Source organism: Caulobacter sp. AP07, assembly GCF_000281955.1.
Lineage (GTDB): Bacteria > Pseudomonadota > Alphaproteobacteria > Caulobacterales > Caulobacteraceae > Caulobacter.
In genome coordinates this window covers 22,345-41,802 of sequence record NZ_AKKF01000125.1, presented here as the reverse complement: position 1 = coordinate 41,802, position 19,458 = coordinate 22,345, and the positions used below count along the sequence as shown (strand labels likewise).

The 19,458-nt window shown below is 69.1% G+C and carries 12 protein-coding genes and 1 pseudogene; 5 read left to right on the top strand and 8 right to left on the bottom strand.

What is annotated here, in order from left to right; all coding sequences use genetic code 11:
- Positions 1–62 precede the first annotated feature (62 nt).
- Together PMI01_RS08005 and PMI01_RS08000 are read right to left on the bottom strand one after the other, a co-directional pair.
- Complete coding sequence (locus PMI01_RS08005) at positions 63–275, bottom strand: hypothetical protein (protein ID WP_007666547.1); 213 nt, start codon at positions 273–275, stop codon at positions 63–65.
- 103 nt (positions 276–378) lie between these two features.
- A complete protein-coding gene (locus PMI01_RS08000) occupies positions 379–1,863 on the bottom strand; it encodes an amidohydrolase (protein WP_007666546.1) in 1,485 nt (494 codons plus the stop codon).
- Positions 1,864–2,075: 212 nt separating this feature from the next.
- On the opposite strand from PMI01_RS08000, the gene PMI01_RS07995 reads away from it, so the two are divergent.
- On the top strand, positions 2,076–4,883 hold the full coding sequence (locus PMI01_RS07995; RefSeq protein WP_007666545.1) for a M14 family metallopeptidase: 2,808 nt from the start codon (positions 2,076–2,078) through the stop codon (positions 4,881–4,883).
- Positions 4,884–4,892: 9 nt separating this feature from the next.
- Here the strand turns inward: PMI01_RS07995 and PMI01_RS27795 are convergent.
- The 3 genes and pseudogenes from PMI01_RS27795 to PMI01_RS07985 all read right to left on the bottom strand — a co-directional run bounded on the left by PMI01_RS27795 (position 4,893) and on the right by PMI01_RS07985 (position 6,629).
- Positions 4,893–5,013, bottom strand: a pseudogene (locus tag PMI01_RS27795) (hypothetical protein).
- Positions 5,014–5,071: 58 nt separating this feature from the next.
- Positions 5,072–6,100, bottom strand: a complete 1,029-nt coding sequence (locus tag PMI01_RS07990) for a FecR family protein (RefSeq protein ID WP_007666544.1) — start codon at positions 6,098–6,100, stop codon at positions 5,072–5,074.
- A complete protein-coding gene (locus PMI01_RS07985; RefSeq protein WP_238537023.1) occupies positions 6,054–6,629 on the bottom strand; it encodes an RNA polymerase sigma factor in 576 nt (191 codons plus the stop codon). Before PMI01_RS07985 ends, PMI01_RS07990 begins: the two co-directional genes overlap by 47 nt.
- 268 nt (positions 6,630–6,897) lie before the next feature.
- Here PMI01_RS07985 and PMI01_RS07980 point away from each other — a divergent pair, with 268 nt between their 5' ends.
- The 3 genes from PMI01_RS07980 (at position 6,898) to PMI01_RS07970 (ending at position 13,375) form a co-directional block, all read left to right on the top strand.
- Entirely contained in the window at positions 6,898–9,450 is a 2,553-nt protein-coding gene (locus tag PMI01_RS07980) for a TonB-dependent receptor plug domain-containing protein (protein ID WP_007666538.1), read from the top strand.
- A gap of 408 nt (positions 9,451–9,858) precedes the next feature.
- Positions 9,859–10,908 carry an aspartate-semialdehyde dehydrogenase gene (locus PMI01_RS07975; protein ID WP_007666536.1) on the top strand — a complete coding sequence of 350 codons (1,050 nt, stop codon included), beginning with the start codon at positions 9,859–9,861 and terminating at the stop codon, positions 10,906–10,908.
- A gap of 145 nt (positions 10,909–11,053) precedes the next feature.
- Positions 11,054–13,375 (top strand): TonB-dependent receptor, encoded by a 2,322-nt coding sequence (locus PMI01_RS07970; RefSeq protein ID WP_007666534.1) that lies wholly within the window; start codon positions 11,054–11,056, stop codon positions 13,373–13,375.
- A 255-nt stretch (positions 13,376–13,630) separates the two neighbouring features.
- Here the strand turns inward: PMI01_RS07970 and PMI01_RS07965 are convergent, their stop codons facing one another.
- Together PMI01_RS07965 and PMI01_RS07960 are read right to left on the bottom strand one after the other, a co-directional pair.
- Positions 13,631–14,503 (bottom strand): alpha/beta fold hydrolase, encoded by an 873-nt coding sequence (locus PMI01_RS07965; protein ID WP_007666532.1) that lies wholly within the window; start codon positions 14,501–14,503, stop codon positions 13,631–13,633.
- A gap of 2 nt (positions 14,504–14,505) precedes the next feature.
- Positions 14,506–16,815: a TonB-dependent receptor gene (locus tag PMI01_RS07960; RefSeq protein WP_007666530.1), complete on the bottom strand. Its 2,310-nt coding sequence runs from the start codon at positions 16,813–16,815 to the stop codon at positions 14,506–14,508.
- 182 nt (positions 16,816–16,997) lie between these two features.
- Here PMI01_RS07960 and PMI01_RS07955 point away from each other — a divergent pair, with 182 nt between their 5' ends.
- A complete protein-coding gene (locus PMI01_RS07955; protein WP_035035293.1) occupies positions 16,998–17,633 on the top strand; it encodes a TetR/AcrR family transcriptional regulator in 636 nt (211 codons plus the stop codon).
- On the opposite strand, the gene PMI01_RS07950 is transcribed toward PMI01_RS07955, so the two are convergent.
- A complete protein-coding gene (locus tag PMI01_RS07950; protein WP_007666526.1) occupies positions 17,630–19,351 on the bottom strand; it encodes a PAS domain S-box protein in 1,722 nt (573 codons plus the stop codon). The two genes, PMI01_RS07955 and PMI01_RS07950, sit on opposite strands and share 4 nt — an antisense overlap.
- Positions 19,352–19,458 lie beyond the last annotated feature (107 nt).

Here is a 19,458-nt window from a genome sequence, read left to right as displayed (position 1 = left end):
GATAGGCAAAACGTTTGTTCATGAAGGCTTTCGGACTTTGCTCGGGAAAACGGCCGGCGCCGTCAGGCGGCCTTGGCCAGGGTCGAGCATACCCGCTCGTAGCGCATCTGGATGCGCTGCCAGGTGCTGAGCTTGATCGGCTCGCCCTTGCGCAGCTTGCCCCAGGTGGTTTCGCTGATGCCGTAGACGCTGAACAGATGCTCGCGCGTAATGGCGGGCAGAGCGCCCTTCAGCATCTCGAAACGCTCCTGGGGAACGGTAATGGCCTCCGCCATGAAGGGTCTCCGCGGTGTGGAAGGGTGAGGGCGCGGCCGGCGCCAAAACCGGGGGGAACCGGCGCCGGCCGCTAACGGTCGATCGGGGGGGAAGGACCGACCGTTATTCGTGGCCGCCGGCGGCGGGCTTGCGGTAGTCGAGGGCCGGCGGGCGGTCGCCCAGCATGGCCTTGTAGGTGAAGTCCGGGCCCCGGCGCTGGTCGAGCTCGGCCTTGGCCTTCTTGACGATGTCGGGGTTGGAGAACAGGTCGGCGCCGGTCAGGGCCAGGGTCTTGGCGGCGTTGACCGCGCCCTTGACGCCGATCGACGAGCCGGCCGCCGCCACGTTCTGCCAGCTGTGGCCGGCCGAACCCGGCACGAAGGTCGCCGTGCCCAGGCCGACGGTCGGGGTCACCCAGCTGATGTCCGAGACGTCGGTCGAGCCGCCGCCGCCTTCCATCTCGATCTTGTAGGGCGCGACGGTCTTGACGGTGTCGATCGACGGCGCGCCCGGCAGGGATTCCTGCATCTTCTTGGCGAAGGCGATCTCCTCCGGCGTCCAGGCGACGCCGCCGACCTTGCGCAGGTTGGCGTCCATCACCTTGCCCAGGGTGTCGTTGGGCAACAGGGCGTAGACCCCGCCGGTGATCTCGCTGTCCATGGTCGTGCCCGTCGCCAGGGCCGCGCCCTGGGCGGCCTTCTCGACCCGCGCCCAGACGTCCTTGACCACCGCCGGATCGGGGTGGCGGACGTAGTAATAGACCTCGGCGAAGTCGGGGACGACGTTGGGCGCCGTGCCGCCGGCGGTGATCACGTAGTGGATGCGGGTCTTGTCGGGCGTGTGCTCGCGCAGGAAGTTGGTGGCCACGTCCATGACCTCGACGCCGTCCAGGGCCGAACGGCCCTTCTCGGGCGCGCCGGCCGCGTGGGCCGAGACGCCGTGGAAGCGGAACTTGCCGCTGATATTGGCCATCGACACGCCCTGGACGGCGGTGTTGGCGTTGTTGGGGTGCCAGTGCAGGGTCACGTCGACGTCCTTGAACAGGCCCGAACGCACCAGATAGACCTTGCCCGAACCGCCCTCCTCGGCCGGCGAGCCGTAGACGCGCAGTTCGCCCTTGACGTTGTTCTTGACCATCCACTCCTTCAGCGCGACGGCCGCCCCGACCGAGGCGGCGCCGAACAGGTTGTGGCCGCAGCCGTGGCCGGCGACCTGGCCGGGGATGCCGGTCTTCACCGGATCGTGGGTCTGGGCCAGGCCCGGCAGGGCGTCGTACTCGGCCAGGATGGCGATCACCGGGCCGGCGCCGTTCTTGTAGCTGGCGACGAAGGCGGTCGGCATGCCGGCCACGCCGGCCTGGACCTCGAAGCCCGCCGTCTTCAACTGGTCCTGCAGCAGGGCCGAGCTCTTGGTCTCCTGGTAGCCGACCTCGGCGAAGCCCCAGATCTTCAGCGCGGCGTCCGAGATCTGCCCCGCATCGGCGTCGACGGCCTTGAGGATCTGGGCGCGGTCGGCCTCGGTGATCGGCTTGGCGTTGGCCTGGGCCGCGAAGACGCCGGTCGCCATGGCGGCGGACAGCAGGGCGAGCTTCAAGGTCGAAAGCTTCATTATGGACGTTCCCCAGGTAAGCGGATGACGGCGCCGGTCGGGCGACTGTCCAATGAGACGTAAGGGAACGCCCGCCCCTCATCGCGGCGGCGTCAAAAAATTCCCTGTAATAATGTAACGCTTTTCGGTTTTTGACGGTGAGGAAGATTCCACCGCCGACGTCTTGAGATCGAGGACCGCCGTGGGGGTGGATCCGAGGGGTTTCACCAACCATGCGCAGACCGCTTCTGGCGACCGCCGCCATCTTCCTTGCCCTACAGGCCGCGGGGCCCGTCCTCGCCCAGGCCCCCGTCGCCAAAGCCGCCGCCGCCCCGGCGCCGGTCGCCGTCAACGCCGCCATCACCACGCCCAAGCAGGCCTGGGGCCACGAGGCCGGCGAGGACTATTTCCTGGCCAACTACACCCAGCTGGTCAGCTACTGGAAAACCCTGGCGGGCCAGTCCGACCGCCTGAAGATGATCGCCATCGGCCAGACCGAGGAAGGCCGCACCCAGTACATGATGGCCGTCTCCAGCCCGGAGAACCTGGCCAAGCTGGACCACTATCGCGGCATCGCCGGCAAGCTGGCCCTGGCCAAGGGCGTCGACGAGGCCCAGGCCCGCGCCCTGTCGCAGGAAGGCAAGGCGATCGTCTGGATCGACGGCGGCCTGCACGCCAACGAGATCGTCCCGCCCCAGCACCTGGCCCAGATCACCTACGAGCTGGCCAGCCACGACGACGCCGAGACCCGGCGCTTCCTCGACAACGCCATCATCCTGATCGGCCAGGCCAATCCGGACGGCATGGAGTACGTCTCCAACTGGTACATGCGCATCCCCGAACCGGCCAAGCGCGAGGCCAACTGGGACAGCCTGCCGCGCCTGTACAACAAGTATGTCGGCCACGATAACAACCGCGACTTCTACATGGTGAGCCAGAAGGAGACCGAGAACCTCAGCCGGGTGTTCTTCCGCGAGTGGTTCCCGCAGATCATCTACAACCAGCACCAGCCCAACAGCCCCGGCACGGTGGTGTTCGTCCCGCCGTTCCGCGACCCGTTCAACTACAACTACGACCCGCTGATCATGAGCCAGCTCAGCGAGGTCGGGGCGGCGATGCACAGCCGGCTGATCGCCGAGGGCAAGGCCGGCAGCGCCATGCGCAGCGAGGCCTCGTACTCGACCTGGACCAACGGCATCGAGCGGACGGTCACCTATTTCCACAACGCCGTGGGCCTGCTGACCGAGATCATCGGCCACCCGACGCCGATGAAGCTGGGCATGGTCCCCGACCGCCAGCTGCCGCACAACGACCTGCCCTACCCGGTCGCGCCCCAGACCTGGCATCTGAAGTCGTCGATCGACTACAGCCTGACCCTGGACCGCGCGGTGATCGACTACGCCGTGCGCAACCGCGAGCGCCTGCTGTTCAACGCCTGGCGCATGGGTCAGGACTCCGTCGAGCGGGGCCAGACCGACAGCTGGACCGTCACCCCCAAGCGCATCGAGGCCCTGAAGGCCGCCGCCGGCGCCCACGAGAAGGTCGACGCCTGGTCCTACGGCGCCAAGGGCGTTGATCCCGCCCTCTACGACACCGTGCTGCACGACCCGGCCTATCGCGACGCCCGGGGCTACGTGATCCCCGCCGACCAGGCCGACCTGCCCACGGCGGTCAATTTCCTCAACGCTCTGATCAAGAGCGGCGTCCAGGTCCAGCGCGCGACCGTCGCCTTCAGCGTCGGCGGCAAGACCTATCCGGCCGGCTCGTTCGTGGTGAAGACCGACCAGGCCTATCGCCCGCACGTGCTGGACATGTTCGAGCCCCAGGACCACCCGCACGACCTGGAATATCCGGGCGGCCCGCCCAAGCCGCCCTATGACGCTACCGGCTACACCCTGGCCATGCAGATGGGCGTCGGCTTCGACCGGGTGGTCGAGGGCTTCGACGGGCCGTTCGAGACCGTTCCCGACCTGATCGCCGTCGCGCCAGGCCAGGTGGTCGGTCATGCCGGGGCCGGCTGGCTGGTCAGCCACGCCCCCAACAACGCCTTCATCCTGACCAACCGGCTGGTGAAGGCCGGCGCGCCGGTGTTCTGGCTCAAAGCCCCGACCACCGCCCAGGGCCAGGCGTTCGCGGAAGGGACCCTGTGGATCCCGGCCTCGACCAAGGCCGACGCCATCGTCAAGCAGGCCTCCAAGGAACTGGGGCTGAACGCCTATGGCGTCGACGCCAGGCCGGCCGGCGAGACGATCAAGCTGAAGCCCACCCGCGTCGGGCTGGTCGACCTCTATGGCGGCCTGATGCCCAGCGGCTGGACCCGCTGGCTGTTCGAGAAGTACGAGATGCCCTACACGGTCGTGCGCCCGCAGCGGCTGGACGCGGGCAAGCTGGCCAAGGACTACGACGTCATCCTGTTCCCGGACGGCGCCTATACCGCCCCGGTCGCCGGCACGCGGTTCGCCTTCAAGACCAAGCAGCCGGAGCCGGCCGAGATCCCCGCCGAATTCCGCTCCTGGCTGGGGACCATCACCCCGGACAAGACCCTGCCGCAGATCGACCGCTTCGTGCGGGACGGCGGGGCGGTGATCGCCGTGGGCAGCTCCAGCGCCATGGGCTCGCTGCTGGGCCTGCCAGTCCGCAACGTGCTGGTCGACGACAAGGACGGCAAGCCGACCGCGCCCTCGACCAAGGACTTCTACATCCCCGGCTCGATCCTGCGGGCCCAGGTCGATCCGACCCAGCCCCTGGCCTACGGCATGACCAGCGGCGCGGACGTCTATTACGACAACAACCCCGCCTTCGCGGCGACCGACAGCGCCGATCTCAAGCGCGTGGCCTGGTTCAGCGGCGACCTGCTGCGCAGCGGTTGGGCGCTGGGCGAAAAGCGCCTGGACGGGACGGCCAGCGTCATCGACGCCAAGCTGGGCAAGGGTCGGGTGATGCTGATGGGGCCGGTGGTCACCCAGCGCGCCCAGAGCGCCGGCACGTTCAAGCTGCTGTTCAACGGGCTCTACTATGGGCCGGCGGTGTCGGGGCGGTAGGGGCCCATATCAGTTGTCATCCCGGACGGCCGAAGGCCGATCCGGGACCCAGGGGCCGGCGCATCGCGGCTGTCCCTGGGTCCCGGCTCTCCGCTTCGCTGCGGCCGGGATGACAACACTTTGTGGTCAAATGAAAAGGGCGGGTGTCTCACGACACCCGCCCTTCTTATTGTAACGATCGGCGCAGATCAGGCCCGAGGACTGATCAACTCGATCTGCGTCGCGTCGACCGCGCCCACGTCCGCCAGGCCATAGCTGCGCAGCGCCGCCACGAAGGCGTCGACCTGGCCGGTCTTGAACACGCCGCTGACCGGGGTGGCGGCGACCTTGGCGTCGGAGACCCGCAGCTTGCGCACCGAGAAGCGGTTCATCTCGGCGACGACGGCCGACAGGGGTTCGCCGTCGAACACCAGGCGGCCCTGCAGCCAGCTGGATTCCTTGGCCGTGTCGACGCTGGCGATGTTCCAGTCGGCGGCGTCGGCGGCGACGAACCGCGAGCCCGCCGACATCTCGACCATGCGGTCGCCGCGCGGCGACGGGCCGGCGATCCGCACCCGGCCCTCGACCAGGGTCACCGACAACCGGCCGGAATCCATGCGCACGTCGAAGGCGGTGCCTACGGCGGTGACCAGCTTGTCGCCGACCGCGACCACGAAAGGCCGGGCGGCGTCCTTGGCCACCTTGAAGAAGGCCTGGCCGCGCACCAGCGTCAGGCGGCGCTCGCGGTCCCAGGGGTTCACCTTGACCGCGGAGTCGGTGCTCAGGGTCACCACCGAGCCATCGGCCAGATGGAAGGTCGCCAGTTCGCCCACGGCGGTGGTGAAGGTCGGTTCGGCCGAAGCGCCCCCGGCCAGGCTTCCGGTCTTGGTCAGCAGGTTGCGGCCCAGGATCGCGCCAGTCCCGACCACCGCGACCACCCCGGCGGCGACGGCCAGCAGGCCGCGGCGGTCCAGGCGGCGCGGGGCGTCGACGCCGGCCCCGAGCGCGTCGGCGCGCAGGGCGTCGAGGGCGGGATTGGAGTCCAGCAGGCTCAGGTCGCTCCAGACCCGACGGCAGCGGTCCCAGGCCTCGGCGTTGCACGGGTCGGCGGCCAGCCAGCGCTCGAACGCCCGGCGCTCTTCCACCAGGACGGCGTCGCCCTGCAGGCGCGCGAACCAGGTCGCCGCGGCGCTATCCGGGTCGTCGTGTGTCTTGTTGACCGGCGTGGTCGGCGTCATTCTGGTCCCGCAGACGCGCGTTCAAGTGACGCAACGCCTTCATCACATGTTTCTCGACAGCGCTGACGGAGACGCCCAGGCGCTGGGCGACGAGCTTGTAGCTCATCTCCTCGAAGCGCACGAGGACGAAAACCCGCCGGGTCCGCTCTGGCAGCTCGTTCAGGGCCGCCAAGGCTCGCGCCATTTGTTCTCGAGCCTGTAAGACGCGCTCGGGAGACATTTCATCAACGGGGTGATGAATTTCTTGAAATTCGCAGTGGGCGGACCGGCAGCGGGTGCGGTCGGCGCGGCCCCGATCGATCAGCACATTGGCGGCGACTTCGAAGAGGTAGCCCTCGACATTGTTCACCACCGCCTCGGGCTGGCGCTTCTGGATGCGGAGCAAAACCTCCTGCACGAGGTCCTCGACATCGTTGATGGAAGCCCGACGCGAGAAGAACGCCCGCAACGCCGGCGTGAAGCGGGCGCCCATCTCCACCAGCGCCTGGCCGCCTCCTGAGGGCGTCGCCGCCCTACCGATACGCATCATTACCCGCCCCGACTTTTTTGTGACGGCGAGGTGAAAGGGCGTTCGCCTCCATGTCAAGCGGGACCGCAGCCTGGGAACCGAGCACACGCTACCTTGAGTGCGTTGCCTAAAGGGTGTGCAAGAGGCGATCTTAGGAAGCGGTGGCGAACCATGATCGGTGGCCTTCGGGTGGATTGGGGCATAGTCCCCACCCCCGAGGCGCGCGTTCGCGGCCGGTCGGGGGAGGTCGAGAGTCGCTGTGTCGGGGTCAAGCAGGTCGAGGGCGTCCTTGAGGCGCGGCGCCTTCGCGGCCGTGCTCTGCGCGGCCAGCGGCCTGGCCCTCGCCGTGTCGACGCCGAAGCCCGCCGAGGCCGCGAGCTCCACGACCACCCTGAGCTTCGACCTTCCCGCCCAACCGCTCAGCCAGGCCCTCAACCAGCTGGCGCTGCAGAGCAACCGCGAGATCCTGTTCTCGCCCAACCTGACAGCCGGGCGGCGCAGCCCGGCCCTGAGGGGCGTCTTCACCCCCGAGGAGGCCCTGTCGCGCCTGCTGGCCGGATCGGGCCTGACCGTGCGCCTGGAGGGTCGCAGCTTCCTGGTCCAGGCGAGACGGCCCGCCGCGCCGCCGCCTGCCCGGCCCACGCCCGCCCCGGCGCCCCCGCCGCCCGCCGACATCGACACGCCGCTGGATTCCGTGGTGGTGACGGCGCTCAAGCGCAGCACCGAGATGCAGAAGACCCCGGTCAGCATGACCGTGCTGACCGGCGAGCAGCTGTCGCGGCTGGGCATGGTCGACCTGGAGCGCGCCGCCCCGCTGCTGCCTGGCCTGAAGCTGGTCTCCACCCCCTTCGGCCGCCGGCTGGTGCTGCGCGGCGTGTACGGGGCCGGCGAGGCGACCACGGGGCTCTATTACGACGAGACCCCGATGACCGGCCCGGTCGGCACCACCGCCGACCCGGGCCAGATGACGCCGGAACTGTCGCTGATCGACGTCGACCGGATCGAGCTGCTGCGGGGCCCGCAAGGCACGCTGTACGGGGCGGGGTCGATGGGCGGGGCGCTGCGGGTGCTGTTCAAGCGCCCGGACCTGACGCGGAGCGGCGGTTTCGTCAGCGCCAACGCCGCCAGCGTCGCGCACGGGGAACAGGTCGGCGGGTTCACCGCGGCGCTCAATCGCGTGATCGTTCCCGAGGTGCTGGCCGCCCGCTTGACGGTCTACGACCAGAGGACGCCGGGCGCGATCGACAACGTCCGGCTGGGCCTGTCCGACGTCGACTCCACGCGGATCAAGGGCGCGCGCCTGGGCGTGCGGTGGGAGCCGACGCCACGGCTGTCGCTGCTGCTGACCGGCACCGTCCAGGACAGCCATCGCGACGACATCTCGGCCTGGCACGACATAGCGGGCCCCTGGCGCACACGCCACGCCGCCCGCGCGCCGTTCGACGGCAAGATCTCCCTGGCCAACACCACGCTGCACTGGAAGGGCGACGCCGTCGAGGTCACCGCCACCTCGTCCTGGTATCGCTGGAAGCTGATCCGACGCTCCGACTACAGCGGCGTGCTGCTGGGCGAGCGCGACAATCCGGCGGGGTGCGCGCGCTACTTCTCGCTGGGCGGAACCTGCGACAACGGCCAGATGCGGACCTACACCGCCTATGTCGACAGCCTCTATCCCGCCATCCTCCGCCAGCCGGCCAACCTGACCTCGTCGATCCAGGAGGTCCGCGCCGCGTCGGCCGGCGAAGGCCCGGTCAGCTGGACGGTCGGCGCCTATCACGAGGTCCGGGACGACCTGATCGACAGCCAGGTGCCGCACGTCGATCCGCTGACGGGCGCGGTGGGTGACCCGGTGATCCTGATCGGCCGGCGCAGCATCGACAACCACATCCGCCAGGAGGCGGCGTTCGGCGAGGTCTCCTATGATCCCGCGCCCCAGACGCGGCTGACCCTGGGCGCCCGGTGGTTCGAATACGCCAAGCGCGACCGGGGCGAGGTGCAGATCCCCAACGTGGTGTCCGGCACCTGGGCCGACTATCGGATCGACGCCCGCACCCGGGAACAGGGCTGGAGCCTGAAGGCCTTGGCCAGCCAGCAGATCACCCCGGACATCCTCGGCTACGTCCAGGTGTCCCAGGGCTTCCGCCCCGGCGGGGTCAATGTGGTGCCCGGCCTGGCCGACACCCTGGCCCCCTACCGTTCGGACCGCCTGACCAACTACGAAGCCGGGCTCAAGAGCCAGTTCGCCGACCGGCGCGTCACGGCCAATGTCGCCGTCTACCAGATCGACTGGCGCGACATGCAGTACAGCGCCCAGACCCAGAACCGCGCCTTCTCGTTCCTGACCAATATCGGCGCCAGCCGCATCCGCGGGTTCGAGAGCGAGTTCGCCGTCCGCCGCCTGTGGGGCTGGGACGCCGCCGCCAGCGCCACCTTCACCGACGCGCGCCTGACCGCCGACCAGGTCACCAACACCGCCATCGGCCTGGGCCTGAGGGGCGACCGCCTGCCGGTGGTCCCCAAGTTCGCGGGCGCGGCCTCGCTGGAGCGCCAATGGGCGCTGACCGACACCCTCGACGGCCGCTTCCGGATCGACGCGGCCTATACTGGGACGTCGCGCTCGGCGTTCAACCGGGGCAACGCCGACTATCTGAAGATGGGCGGCTACGCGACGTTCGGCCTGAGCTTCGGCGTCAAGCAGGACGACTGGCGGGCCGACCTGGCGATCGACAACCTGCTGGATCGGGCCGGCCGCGCCTCGGCCCAGCGCAACACGGCCGGGCCGGTCGACTATTTCGGCATCGCGCCCCGCACACTGCGGCTGACGCTGGAGCGCGGGTTCTAAGGGACGTGCACAGCCAGCCCTGGCCGGCGGGCGCTCGTTACAACTCAAAGACTTCGTCATCCCCCGCTTTATGCGGGGGACCCAAGCCGAGTTGGGTGGTGATCATCGGAAACGCCGCTTGGGTCCCCCGAACAAGTCGGGGGATGACGAATGTGTGTGGGCTCAAGTGTCGAACGCCTCTCGCCCGAGGCGGTTTACATCCACCGCGTTCGCCCCTAGAAGCCGCGCCATGTCCGTCGTCATGACCAAAGTCATTACCCGCAAAACGACCCGCTTCGGCGGGGCGTGTGCGGGTGTGCGCGAGGTCTGACCCGCGACCACCCGGACAGAAGCCCCGCCGATGCGCGGGGCCGCTCTCTTCCAGACCGGCACAATCCCGCGCCTCCGCACTCCAAGGAGACGTAAGACATGCCCCCGGCATTTTCCCCTTCCAACCCGCCCCGCGTGGGCGTCGTCGGCGCCACCGGCCTCGTCGGCGAGATGATGCGCGCCTTGCTGGCCGAGCGGAATTTCCCGCTCCGGTCCCTGCGCCTGTTCGCCTCGGCGCGATCGGCCGGGACGCGGCTGAAGTGGGGCGACGACGAGATCGTCGTGGAGGACGCCGACACCGCCGACTACGCCGGTCTCGACCTGGTCTTCTTCTCCGCGGGCGGCGCGGCCTCGCTGCGGCTGGCGCCGAAGGTCGCCGAGGCCGGAGCGATCGTCATCGACAACTCCTCGGCCTGGCGCGAGGACCCGGACGTGCCGTTGGTGGTGGCCGAGGTCAATCCGCACGCCCTGGCCTCGATCCCCAAGGGCATCGTCGCCAACCCCAACTGCACCACGATGGCGGCCATGCCGGCGCTGAAGCCGCTGCACGCGGCCGCCGGCCTGAAGCGGCTGGTGGTCAGCACCTACCAGGCGGTGTCGGGCGGCGGGACGGCGGGCATCCGCGAGCTGGAGGCCCAGGTCCGCGCGGCCGCCGACGGCGGCGCCGCCCTGGCCCGCGCCGGCGACGCGGTGGCCTTTCCGCCGCCGGAAAAGTGGGCCGTTCCCATCGCCTTCAACGTCGTGCCGCTGAACTACGTGGTCGGTGAGGACGGTTACACCGAAGAGGAAAACAAGCTGCGCGACGAGAGCCGCAAGATCCTGGAAATTCCGGGACTTCCGGTGTCGGGCACCTGCGTGCGCGTGCCGGTCTATTCCGGCCACTCGCTGTCCATCAACGCCGAGTTCGAGCGGGAAATCTCGGTGGCCACCGCGCTGGAGCTGCTGGGCCGGGCGCCGGGCGTGGTGCTGGCCGAGGTTCCCAATCCGCTGGACGCCACGGGACGAGATCCGGTGTTCGTGGGGCGCGTTCGCCCGGATCCGACGGTGAAGCACGGCCTGGCGCTGTTCGTGACCGGCGACAACCTCCGCAAGGGCGCCGCCCTCAACGCGGTCCAGATCGCTGAAGTGCTGCTCCACCAGGGGGCGTAGCGACCGAAGGGGGTGTTCGGCGATCGCCCCGGACTCCCCCAACCGTCAGCATTCACCCATTTTTTCGCGACCCGATGAGGACCCCCCGCCCCTCTACGTCTGAACCTACAGGCCGTCGCCGAACGGTCGAGACGAGGGGATAATCATGAGACTGCAGTTTCGAGGCCTGAAGGCCCTGGCCCTGGGCGCGACGGCGCTGACCGCCCTGGGCGCGAGCCCCGCCTTCGCCCAGGACGCGACCCCACAGCCGGCCGACACCACCACGTTCGAGGAAGTGGTCGTCACCGCGCTGAAGCGTTCGACCACCATCCAGACCACGCCCATCAGCATCAGCGCGGTCACCGAGAAATCGCTGCAAGGCCTGGGAGCGTCGGGCATCCAGGACTATTTCCGCACGGTTCCGAACCTGCAGGTCGAAGGCAACTCGCCGACCAATCGCCGCCTGACCCTGCGCGGCGTGCGCAGCGCCGGCGAGGCGACGGTCGGCCTCTACTACGACGAAATCCCGCTGACCGGCCCGGCCGGCACCACCGCCGACGCCAGCTCGACCAGCGCCGACGTCAACCTGTTCGACGTCGAGCGCGTCGAGGTCCTGCGCGGCCCGCAAGGCACGCTGTACGGCTCCGGCTCGATGGGCGGCACCCTGCGGGTGATCCTCAACAAGCCCAACAGCAGCCAGTATTCCGGCGCGGTCGAGGCCGGCGGCACGATCACCAAGGACGGCGGCCCCGGCTATTCGGTCAAGGGCATGGTCAACGTGCCGCTGATCGAGGACAAGCTGGCCGCTCGCGTGGTGCTGTATAAGGCCGAGCAGGACGGCTACGTCGACGACGTCCTGTTGAACAAGAAGGACATCAACAGCCAGCACTCGTCCGGCGGCCGCCTGATGCTGGGCTTCACCCCGACCGAGAACCTGACGATCAACGCCACGGGCCTGTTCCAGAAGACCACCCTGGACGGTCAGAACAGCTGGTACCCGGCCCTCGGCGCCAAGGACTATTCGACCAACGCCCGCACGATCGCCCCGACCGACGACAACCTGCGCGTCTACAACGTCACGGCGAAGTGGGACCTGGGCTTCGCCACCCTCACCGGGACCTCGTCCTACTACAAGTGGACCCTGCTGCGGAATTCCGACTACAGCCCCACCCTGTCGGCCAACCGCGCCAACGCCACCTCGTGCCGCAACTACATCGCCGGCGCGCCGCCCGCGGCGGGGGCTCCGGCCAATCCGGCCTGCACCCCGGCCCAGATGACGCAGTACACCGCCTATGCCGACAGCCGCACGCCGGGCGCGCTGTACCAGCCGATGGGCCTGACCTCGTGGAACCACGAGCTGCGGATGAACGGCTCGCTGTTCGACGACAAGATCGACTGGACCGCGGGCGTCTATTACGAGGACCGCTCGGACTATATCGAAAGCCAGGTCGCCAAGGCCAACACCACCACCGGCGCGATCAATCCCAGCGACCTGACCGCCTGGCGCCATGTCGGCACCGACACCAAGCAGACGGCCTTCTTCGGCGAGATCACCTACAAGCCGGTCGAGAAGCTGAGCCTGACCGGCGGTATCCGCCGCTTCAACTACGACAAGACCGTCTCGGGCCAGGTGCTGATCAGCAACTTCATCACCCAGTCCTATGTCGGTCCGGCCGCCCAGGTCGACGCCAGCGCCGACGGCTGGGTCAGCAAGCTCAACGTCAGCTACCAGTTCACGCCCACCGTCATGGCCTACGCCCTGGCGGCCAAGGGCTTCCGCCCGGGCGGCGCCAACAACGTGCCGGGCCTGGCCTCGGCCCTGCTGGCCTACCAGCCCGACAGCCTGTGGAACTACGAGGCCGGCGTGAAGAGCCAGTGGTTCGACCGTCGCCTGACCCTGAACGCCGCTGCGTACCAGATCGACTGGAGCAACATGCAGATCTCGGCGACCAGCGCCAACGGGGCCTTCGGCTACCTGACCAACGCCGGCACGGCGCGGATCAAGGGCTTCGAACTGGAAGCCGTGGCCCGTCCGATGCCCGGCCTGACCCTGAACGCCACGGCCGCCTTCGTCGACGCCAAGCTGACCGAGGACCAGGCCAATTCGGCCGTCCTGATCACCGGCTCGACCGGCCTGCGCGGCGACAGCTTCCCGAACGTCGCCGATTTCAGCGGTTCGGCCTCGGTCGAATATACCTGGCCGCTGATGGGCGACATCAACGGCCTGGTGCGCGCCGACTACGCCTATGTCGGCGAGTCCGCCTCGCAGTTCCGCCCGACCTACGTCTATTACGAAAAGCAGGGCGACTACGGCTACGCCAACCTGCGCGGCGGCGTCGAGGGTCCGGACTGGGGCGCCTATCTGTTCATCAACAACGTCGGCAACGAAGTCGGCCTGATGAGCGTCACCTCGGCCCTCAACAACAAGCAGCAGGCGGTCAGCATCAACCCGCGCACCGCCGGCTTCTCGATCCGCAAGCGCTTCTAGCCTGTTCTAGACCCACGCATGGGAACGGCCCCGAAGCGATGCTTCGGGGCCGTTTTCTTGTGGGCTTTCGACCCAGGCGCCTAGAGGCCTGGCTCAACTCCCCCCTCGTTGTCATCCCGGCCGTAGGGCCGCGCAGCGGACCGCAGAGCCGGGACCCAGGGCAACCGCAGTGCGCCGGCCCCTGGGTTCCGGCTCTTCGCTTCGCTACGGCCGGGATGACAACCGTGGGAGGGTCTTCAATTCAGTGCAGCCCTCCTACGGCGCCCTCTCCAGAAACGCCGCCAGCGCCTGCCGCGCGGCCGGTTCGGTCAGCAGCGGGGCGTGGCCGACGCGCGGCACTTCGGCGACCGCCATGCCCGGCGCCGCGCGCCGCATGCTGGCGACGGTCCGGGCCGACAGCAGGTCCGAGAGCGCGCCGCGCAGCAGCAGCGTCGGGCGGCCGCGCGCCAGCCGGACGAACAGCAGCCAGGCCAGCAGCGATCGCCGCTTGGGCGGCCTGGCCCTCAGCGGCACGGCGATCGACAGGTCGTAGTCGAGGGCCGGCCGGCCGGCCTCGTCCTCGCGGAACCATTGCCGCGCGAAGACCCGCCAGTCCTCCGGACCGAAGTCTGGAAACGCCACGCCGCTGGTGGCCGCCAGGTAGTCGGCGGCCGCGGCCCAGTCGGCGGCCGCGAACGGCTTGCCGGCATAGGCGGCGATCCGCTCCAGGCCTTCGCGCGCGATCTCGGGCCCGACGTCGTTGAGCACCGCCCCCGCCACGGCGCGCGGCCGCAGCCAGGCCAGCAACAGGGTGATCAGGCCGCCCATCGAGGTGCCCACGAACACCGCCCGGCCGATCCCCAGGCCGTCCATCAGCGCCAGCACGTCACGGGCATAGACCGGCGGCTGGTAGCGCATCGGGTCCGGCGACGGGTCGGACCGCCCCCGTCCTCGCACGTCGAGGACCAGCACCCGCCGCCCCTGCCCGGCGATCCACGGCGCGACGTCCGCGAAGTCCTTCGAATTGCGGGTCAGGCCGTGGAGGCAGATCACCGGCAACCGCGCGGGTCCGGGGCCGGCCGGATAGTCCCGCGCGTAGAGCGACAGGCCATCGGCCGAACACCAGCGTCTTTCGACAAACCCGGCCATGCCTAGAAGCGACGCTCGACCGCCACCTTGAACGTCCGGGGCGGGCCGTAGAAGCCGATCACCGACTGGGCGAACTGGTTGGACGGGAAGTTGTAGCCGCCGGTCCGGTAGCGCTCGTTGGTCAGGTTGCGGCCATGGGCGCCGATCCGCCAGCTGGCGTCGGCCGAGGTCCAGACCACGCTGAGGTCGGCCAGGGTGAAGCCCTTCTGGTCGATGCTCGGGATCGGCGTCTCGAACAGGTGGACGCTGGAGCGGTAGGACAGCGCCGGCAGGATGGCCAGCTGGCCGCCGGCCAGGTCGGTCCGCCAGTTGAGCGTGGCGCTGGCGTTGTACTTCGGGGTGTTCTGGAAGCGCCGGGTGCTGGCCACGTCGACGGTCTTGCCGGTGGCCAGGTCGAACACCGGGAACTTCTCGAACTTGGCGTCGATATAGCCGAAGGTCAGGTCCAGGCTGAGGTCCTTGCTGAACACCGCGCTGGCCTCGACCTCGGCGCCGCGGATCCGCGAGCTGCCGACATTGTCGACGAAGCTGACCACGCCGGGCGGCGGGGTGAGCTTGGGGACCTGGGTCGTGACCTGCTGGCCCTTGTAGTCGGTGTTGAAGATGGCGGCGTTGGCGCGCAGGCGGCGGTCGAGGAAGTCGCCCTTCAGGCCGATCTCGTAGGAATTGACGATCTCGGAATCGTAGCCGTTCTTGGTGCCCGGCGTGGCGGTGGCGTCGCCGCGCATGTCGAAACCGCCCGACTTGAAGCCCCGGCCATAGGCTGCATAGACGTTGACGTCGTCGTTCAGCTCATAGCTGACGCTGAGCCTCGGCGTGAACTCCTCGAAGGTCTTGCGGTTGGCGTAGTTGGTGAGGATCTGCGGCACGTTGAACGGGAACGGCAGCGGCGTGACGTAGGGTTTGACCAGCGGGCTGCCGAGGGTCCCCAGATAGTTGGCCTTGAACACCGTCCCGGCCTTCTCGTCGCGGGTCCAGCGCGCGCCCAGCGACACCTTCAGGCGGTCGCTGAGGTCGTAGTTGAGGTCGCCGAACACCGCGTAGCTTTCAGTGTCGACCGAGCCGCTGGTCAGCTGGGTCAGGGCGGTGGCGGCCGACGGACTGGGCACGAGCGCGGCTTCGGGCACGAGCCCCCGGCCCAGGATGGTGTCGAACGCCCCGCTGGCGCGGGCGTCCATGAAATAGACCCCCACCACGCCCTGCAGGCGGTCGGCCTCGATCTGGGCCTGGAACTCCTGGCTGAACTGGCGGTCCTTGTAGATCTTGCCGTTGCCGCCGATGTCGAGGAACGGCTGGGCCAGGCCGTCGAAGTCGATGCCCTTGCCGCTGGAGGCGCCTTCCCGCCAGGCGGTGATCGACTTGAGGGTGACGACGTCGCTGACCGACCATTCGCCGGTCAGCGACGCGCCCTGGGTCATCACCTTGTTGTCGTCGCCGATCCCGGCGAGGGTGTCGTAGACGCCGGGCAGGACGGCGGTGTTGGTGTTGGGCTCGCGCACCTCGCGGTGGCCGTGGTTGGCGTTGGAGCGGTCCTCGGTCCGGTCGAGGGCCAGGCGGACGAACAGCTTGTCCGACGGCGTCAGCTCGACCGAGATCCGGCCCGCCAGCACGTCCTTGTTGTTGGTTTCCGCGCCGGTGGTGAAGTTCTTGCCGTAACCGTCGCGATTGTACCAGGCCAGGGCCCCGCCGATCGCCACCCCATCCGCCACCGGCAGGACGACCGAGCCGACCAGGTTGCGCTCGTTGTAGTTGCCCAGCTCGGCGCGCAGCTTGCCGCTGTAGTCGTCGCCCAGCCGCTTGGTCACGTACTTGACCGCGCCGCCGATGGTGTTGCGGCCGTACAGCGTGCCCTGCGGCCCGCGCAGCACCTCGATGCGCTCGATGTCGAAGATGTCCAGCACCGCGCCCTGCGGCCGGGCCAGGTAGACGTCGTCGACATAGAGGCCGACGCCGGGCTCGAAGCCCCACAGCGGGTCCTGCTGGCCGATGCCGCGGATGAAGGCGGTCAGGGTCGAGTTGGTGCCGCGCGACACCTGCAGGGTCAGGTTGGGGGTCGAGCGTTGCAGGGCGGTGATGTCGGGCGCGCCGCGAACGTCCAGCTTCTCGGCGCTGAAGGCGGTCACCGAGATCGGCACGTCCTGCAGGCTCTCTTCGCGCCGGCGGGCGGTGACCACGACGTCTTCCACCTGGGTCACGGCCGTGTCGGCCGCGGCGACCTGGCTGTCCTGGGTCTGGGCCTGAGCGACGCCGCCCATCGCGCAAAGCGCCGTCCCCGCCAGCAGCGCCCGTCGCATCATCGAACGATTGATCATCTTCGCCTCCCCAATGGCCGGACGTTATCTCATCCTGGCTCGTATGAGTTATGGATAGGCGGCAAGGCTCGTTCCCGTCAATCATTGAAAGGCAGGAATCCGCGCAAGCTATAAAATACGTACCGATGTGGATGTATCGCAGGGACGTTGACGCTGCGGGCGTCAGGCCCTACCCATCGATCGTGGCAAAGTCCGATGAGAGGGCGTCGATCGACGCCGCCGCGCCCGCGCCGAAGGCCAGGCCGCTCCGCCCGCGCAAGGGCGCCAAGCCCGGCCCCAAGCGGCGGCTTGGCGAAGAGGCGTGGTTCGAGGCCGCCCTCGAACTGCTGACCGAAGGCGGCATCCAGGAGGTGCGCGTCGACGCCCTGGCCCAGAGGCTGGGGGTGACCAAGGGCATGTTCTATGTCCGCTTCGAGTCGCGCGACGCCTTTCTCGACGGCCTGCTGGACCACTGGCGCCGGCGCTCCACGGTCACGCGGGTGGCCGAACTCGGCGCGGTGGACGAACCGCCGGCCGACCGCCTGCTGCGGATCTTCGCGCTGTCACGGACCGAGCGCGCCCAGACCGGGGCCTGGATCGAGGCCGCCCTGCGTGTCTGGGCCCAGCGCGACCCTCGGCCGGCCCGGGTGCTGGAGGAGATCGACCAGCTGCGGCTGATGTATTTCGAGCAGGTGCTGGTCGCCAACGGCGTGCCGCGCCCCCAGGCGACCGCGCGCAGCTTCGTGATCTATTCCTACCTGATCTGCGACACCATGCTGCCGGGCGACCGCGACGGCCTGCGCGAGCTGTGCCGCTCCTTCCTGGCCAACGGGACCTAGGGCGCGAAGCGCACCGGCAGGAAGGCCTCGACGCCGGTGGGCGCGAAGACCAGCCTGGGCTTGCCGCCCAGGTCGGCGGCCAGGCCGCCGTCCAGGAGGCGGGAGCCGAAGCCCTTGCGGCTCGGCGCCTGGACGGCCGGACCGTCGGTCTCCTTCCACCGCACGACACTCTGCGCGCCGTCGGCCGGCTCCCAGGCGATCGTGATCTTCCCGACCGGTGTCGAAAGCGCGCCGTACTTCACCGCGTTGGTGCCCAGTTCGTGGATGGCCAGCGCCAGGGCCAGGGCCGCGCTGGGTCCGACCCGCAGGCCGGGTCCTCGAATTTCGATCCGTTCCAGGTCCCGGTCGTCGGTGAACGGGCGCATGCCCTGGCGGATGATGTCGTCGATGGCCGCGCTCTCCCAGCTCTCGCGGGTGAGGATGTCGTGGGCGGCCGACATCGCCAGCAGGCGATCCACCAGCCGCTCGCGCACGTGCGCCGGCGTCTCGTCGGCCCGCAAGGTCTGCCGGGCGATCGACTGGACCGACGAAAGCGTGTTCTTCACCCGGTGGTTGAGTTCGTTGATCAGCAGGCGCTGCCGCAACTCCGCGGCCTTGATGTCGGTCAGGTCCATGGCCATGCCGATATAGCCGAGGAACTGGCCGTCCCCGCCGATCCGGGGCTTGGCGCTGGCCAGCATCCAGCGGTAGGCGCCGACGTCGTTGCGGAACCGCGCCTCGAACTTGTAGGGCAGCAGCCCCGCCCGCGACGTCATCCGCTGGGCCAGGACGCCGGGGATGTCGTCGGGGTGGATGAGGTCGATCCAGATGTCGCCCAGCAGGGCGTCGCGCTCCAGGCCGGCGAATTCGGCGAAGGCCTGGTTGACGAAATCTATGCCGCCGACGGCGGACGTCATCCAGACGGGCGCCGGCGCCGCGTCGGCCATGGCCCGGAAGCGGGCTTCGCTTTCGCGCAACTGTTCCTCGGCGTCCCTCCGCTCGGTGACGTCGGTGTGGACGCCGATCCATTCGCGGATCGCCCCGTCGTCCTCCAGCGCTGGCACGGCCCGGACCGTGAAGACGCGCCAGGCGCCGTCGTGACGCCGCACGCGATGCTCGAAGATGAAGGGCCGCCGCTCGCGCACCGCTTCGTTCCAGGCCTGGACGGTGGGTTCGGCGTCGTCGGGGTGAACGGCCTTGGACCAGCCGTACCCTTGGTACTCGGCCCGGGATTGGCCGGTCAGCGCGGCCCATCCCGGCTGTTCGCCGACCATCTCGCCGGCGGCGTTGTTGGTCCACAGCACCCCTTGGACGGCGTCGATCGCCGCCCGGAACCGGGCCTCGCTCACCGCCAGCCTGGCGATCGCCTCGCGACGTTCGGAGATGTCGCGAATGAAGCCCAGGAAGATCTGGGAGGGCGCCTCGCCATAGGCCGTGATCGAAAGCTCGATCGGAAACTCCGACTGATCCTGCCGGACGGCGCCGAGCTCGAGGAGGCGACCGAGCACCGCCCCCTCGCCCGTCGCCAGGAAGCGCGTCAGGCCCCGCTTGTGCGCTTCGCGCAGTTGGGGCGGCACGATGGTGTCGCCCAGCTGCCGGCCCAGCACCTCGTCTCGCCGCCACCCGAAGATCCGCTCGGCGCGCGCGTTCCAATCGATGATGGCCCCGCCGGCGTCCATCACCACGACGGCGTCGATCGCCGTGTTCAAGATCGGCTGAAGCGCGACAAGGTCGAACACGGTGATTCCAACCCGCTACTACGTGGCGAACCACTGCTACATGACACCAGGACGACTGTGAACGGTCACCAACCAACGCGGGGCGATCCGGATTCGGTTCACGCAGG

Excerpts from the sequence above, each read along its gene's own strand:
- PMI01_RS07975 (WP_007666536.1), top strand. The coding sequence starts at position 9,859 with ATGCCCCCGGCATTTTCCCCTTCCAACCCGCCCCGCGTGGGCGTCGTC.
- PMI01_RS07965 (WP_007666532.1), bottom strand. The coding sequence starts at position 14,503 with ATGGCCGGGTTTGTCGAAAGACGCTGGTGTTCGGCCGATGGCCTGTCG.
- PMI01_RS08005 (WP_007666547.1), bottom strand. The coding sequence starts at position 275 with ATGGCGGAGGCCATTACCGTTCCCCAGGAGCGTTTCGAGATGCTGAAG.
- PMI01_RS07990 (WP_007666544.1), bottom strand. The coding sequence starts at position 6,100 with ATGACGCCGACCACGCCGGTCAACAAGACACACGACGACCCGGATAGC.
- PMI01_RS08000 (WP_007666546.1), bottom strand. The coding sequence starts at position 1,863 with ATGAAGCTTTCGACCTTGAAGCTCGCCCTGCTGTCCGCCGCCATGGCG.
- PMI01_RS07960 (WP_007666530.1), bottom strand. The coding sequence starts at position 16,815 with ATGATCAATCGTTCGATGATGCGACGGGCGCTGCTGGCGGGGACGGCG.
- PMI01_RS07985 (WP_238537023.1), bottom strand. The coding sequence starts at position 6,629 with ATGATGCGTATCGGTAGGGCGGCGACGCCCTCAGGAGGCGGCCAGGCG.
- PMI01_RS07970 (WP_007666534.1), top strand. The coding sequence starts at position 11,054 with ATGAGACTGCAGTTTCGAGGCCTGAAGGCCCTGGCCCTGGGCGCGACG.
- PMI01_RS07995 (WP_007666545.1), top strand. The coding sequence starts at position 2,076 with ATGCGCAGACCGCTTCTGGCGACCGCCGCCATCTTCCTTGCCCTACAG.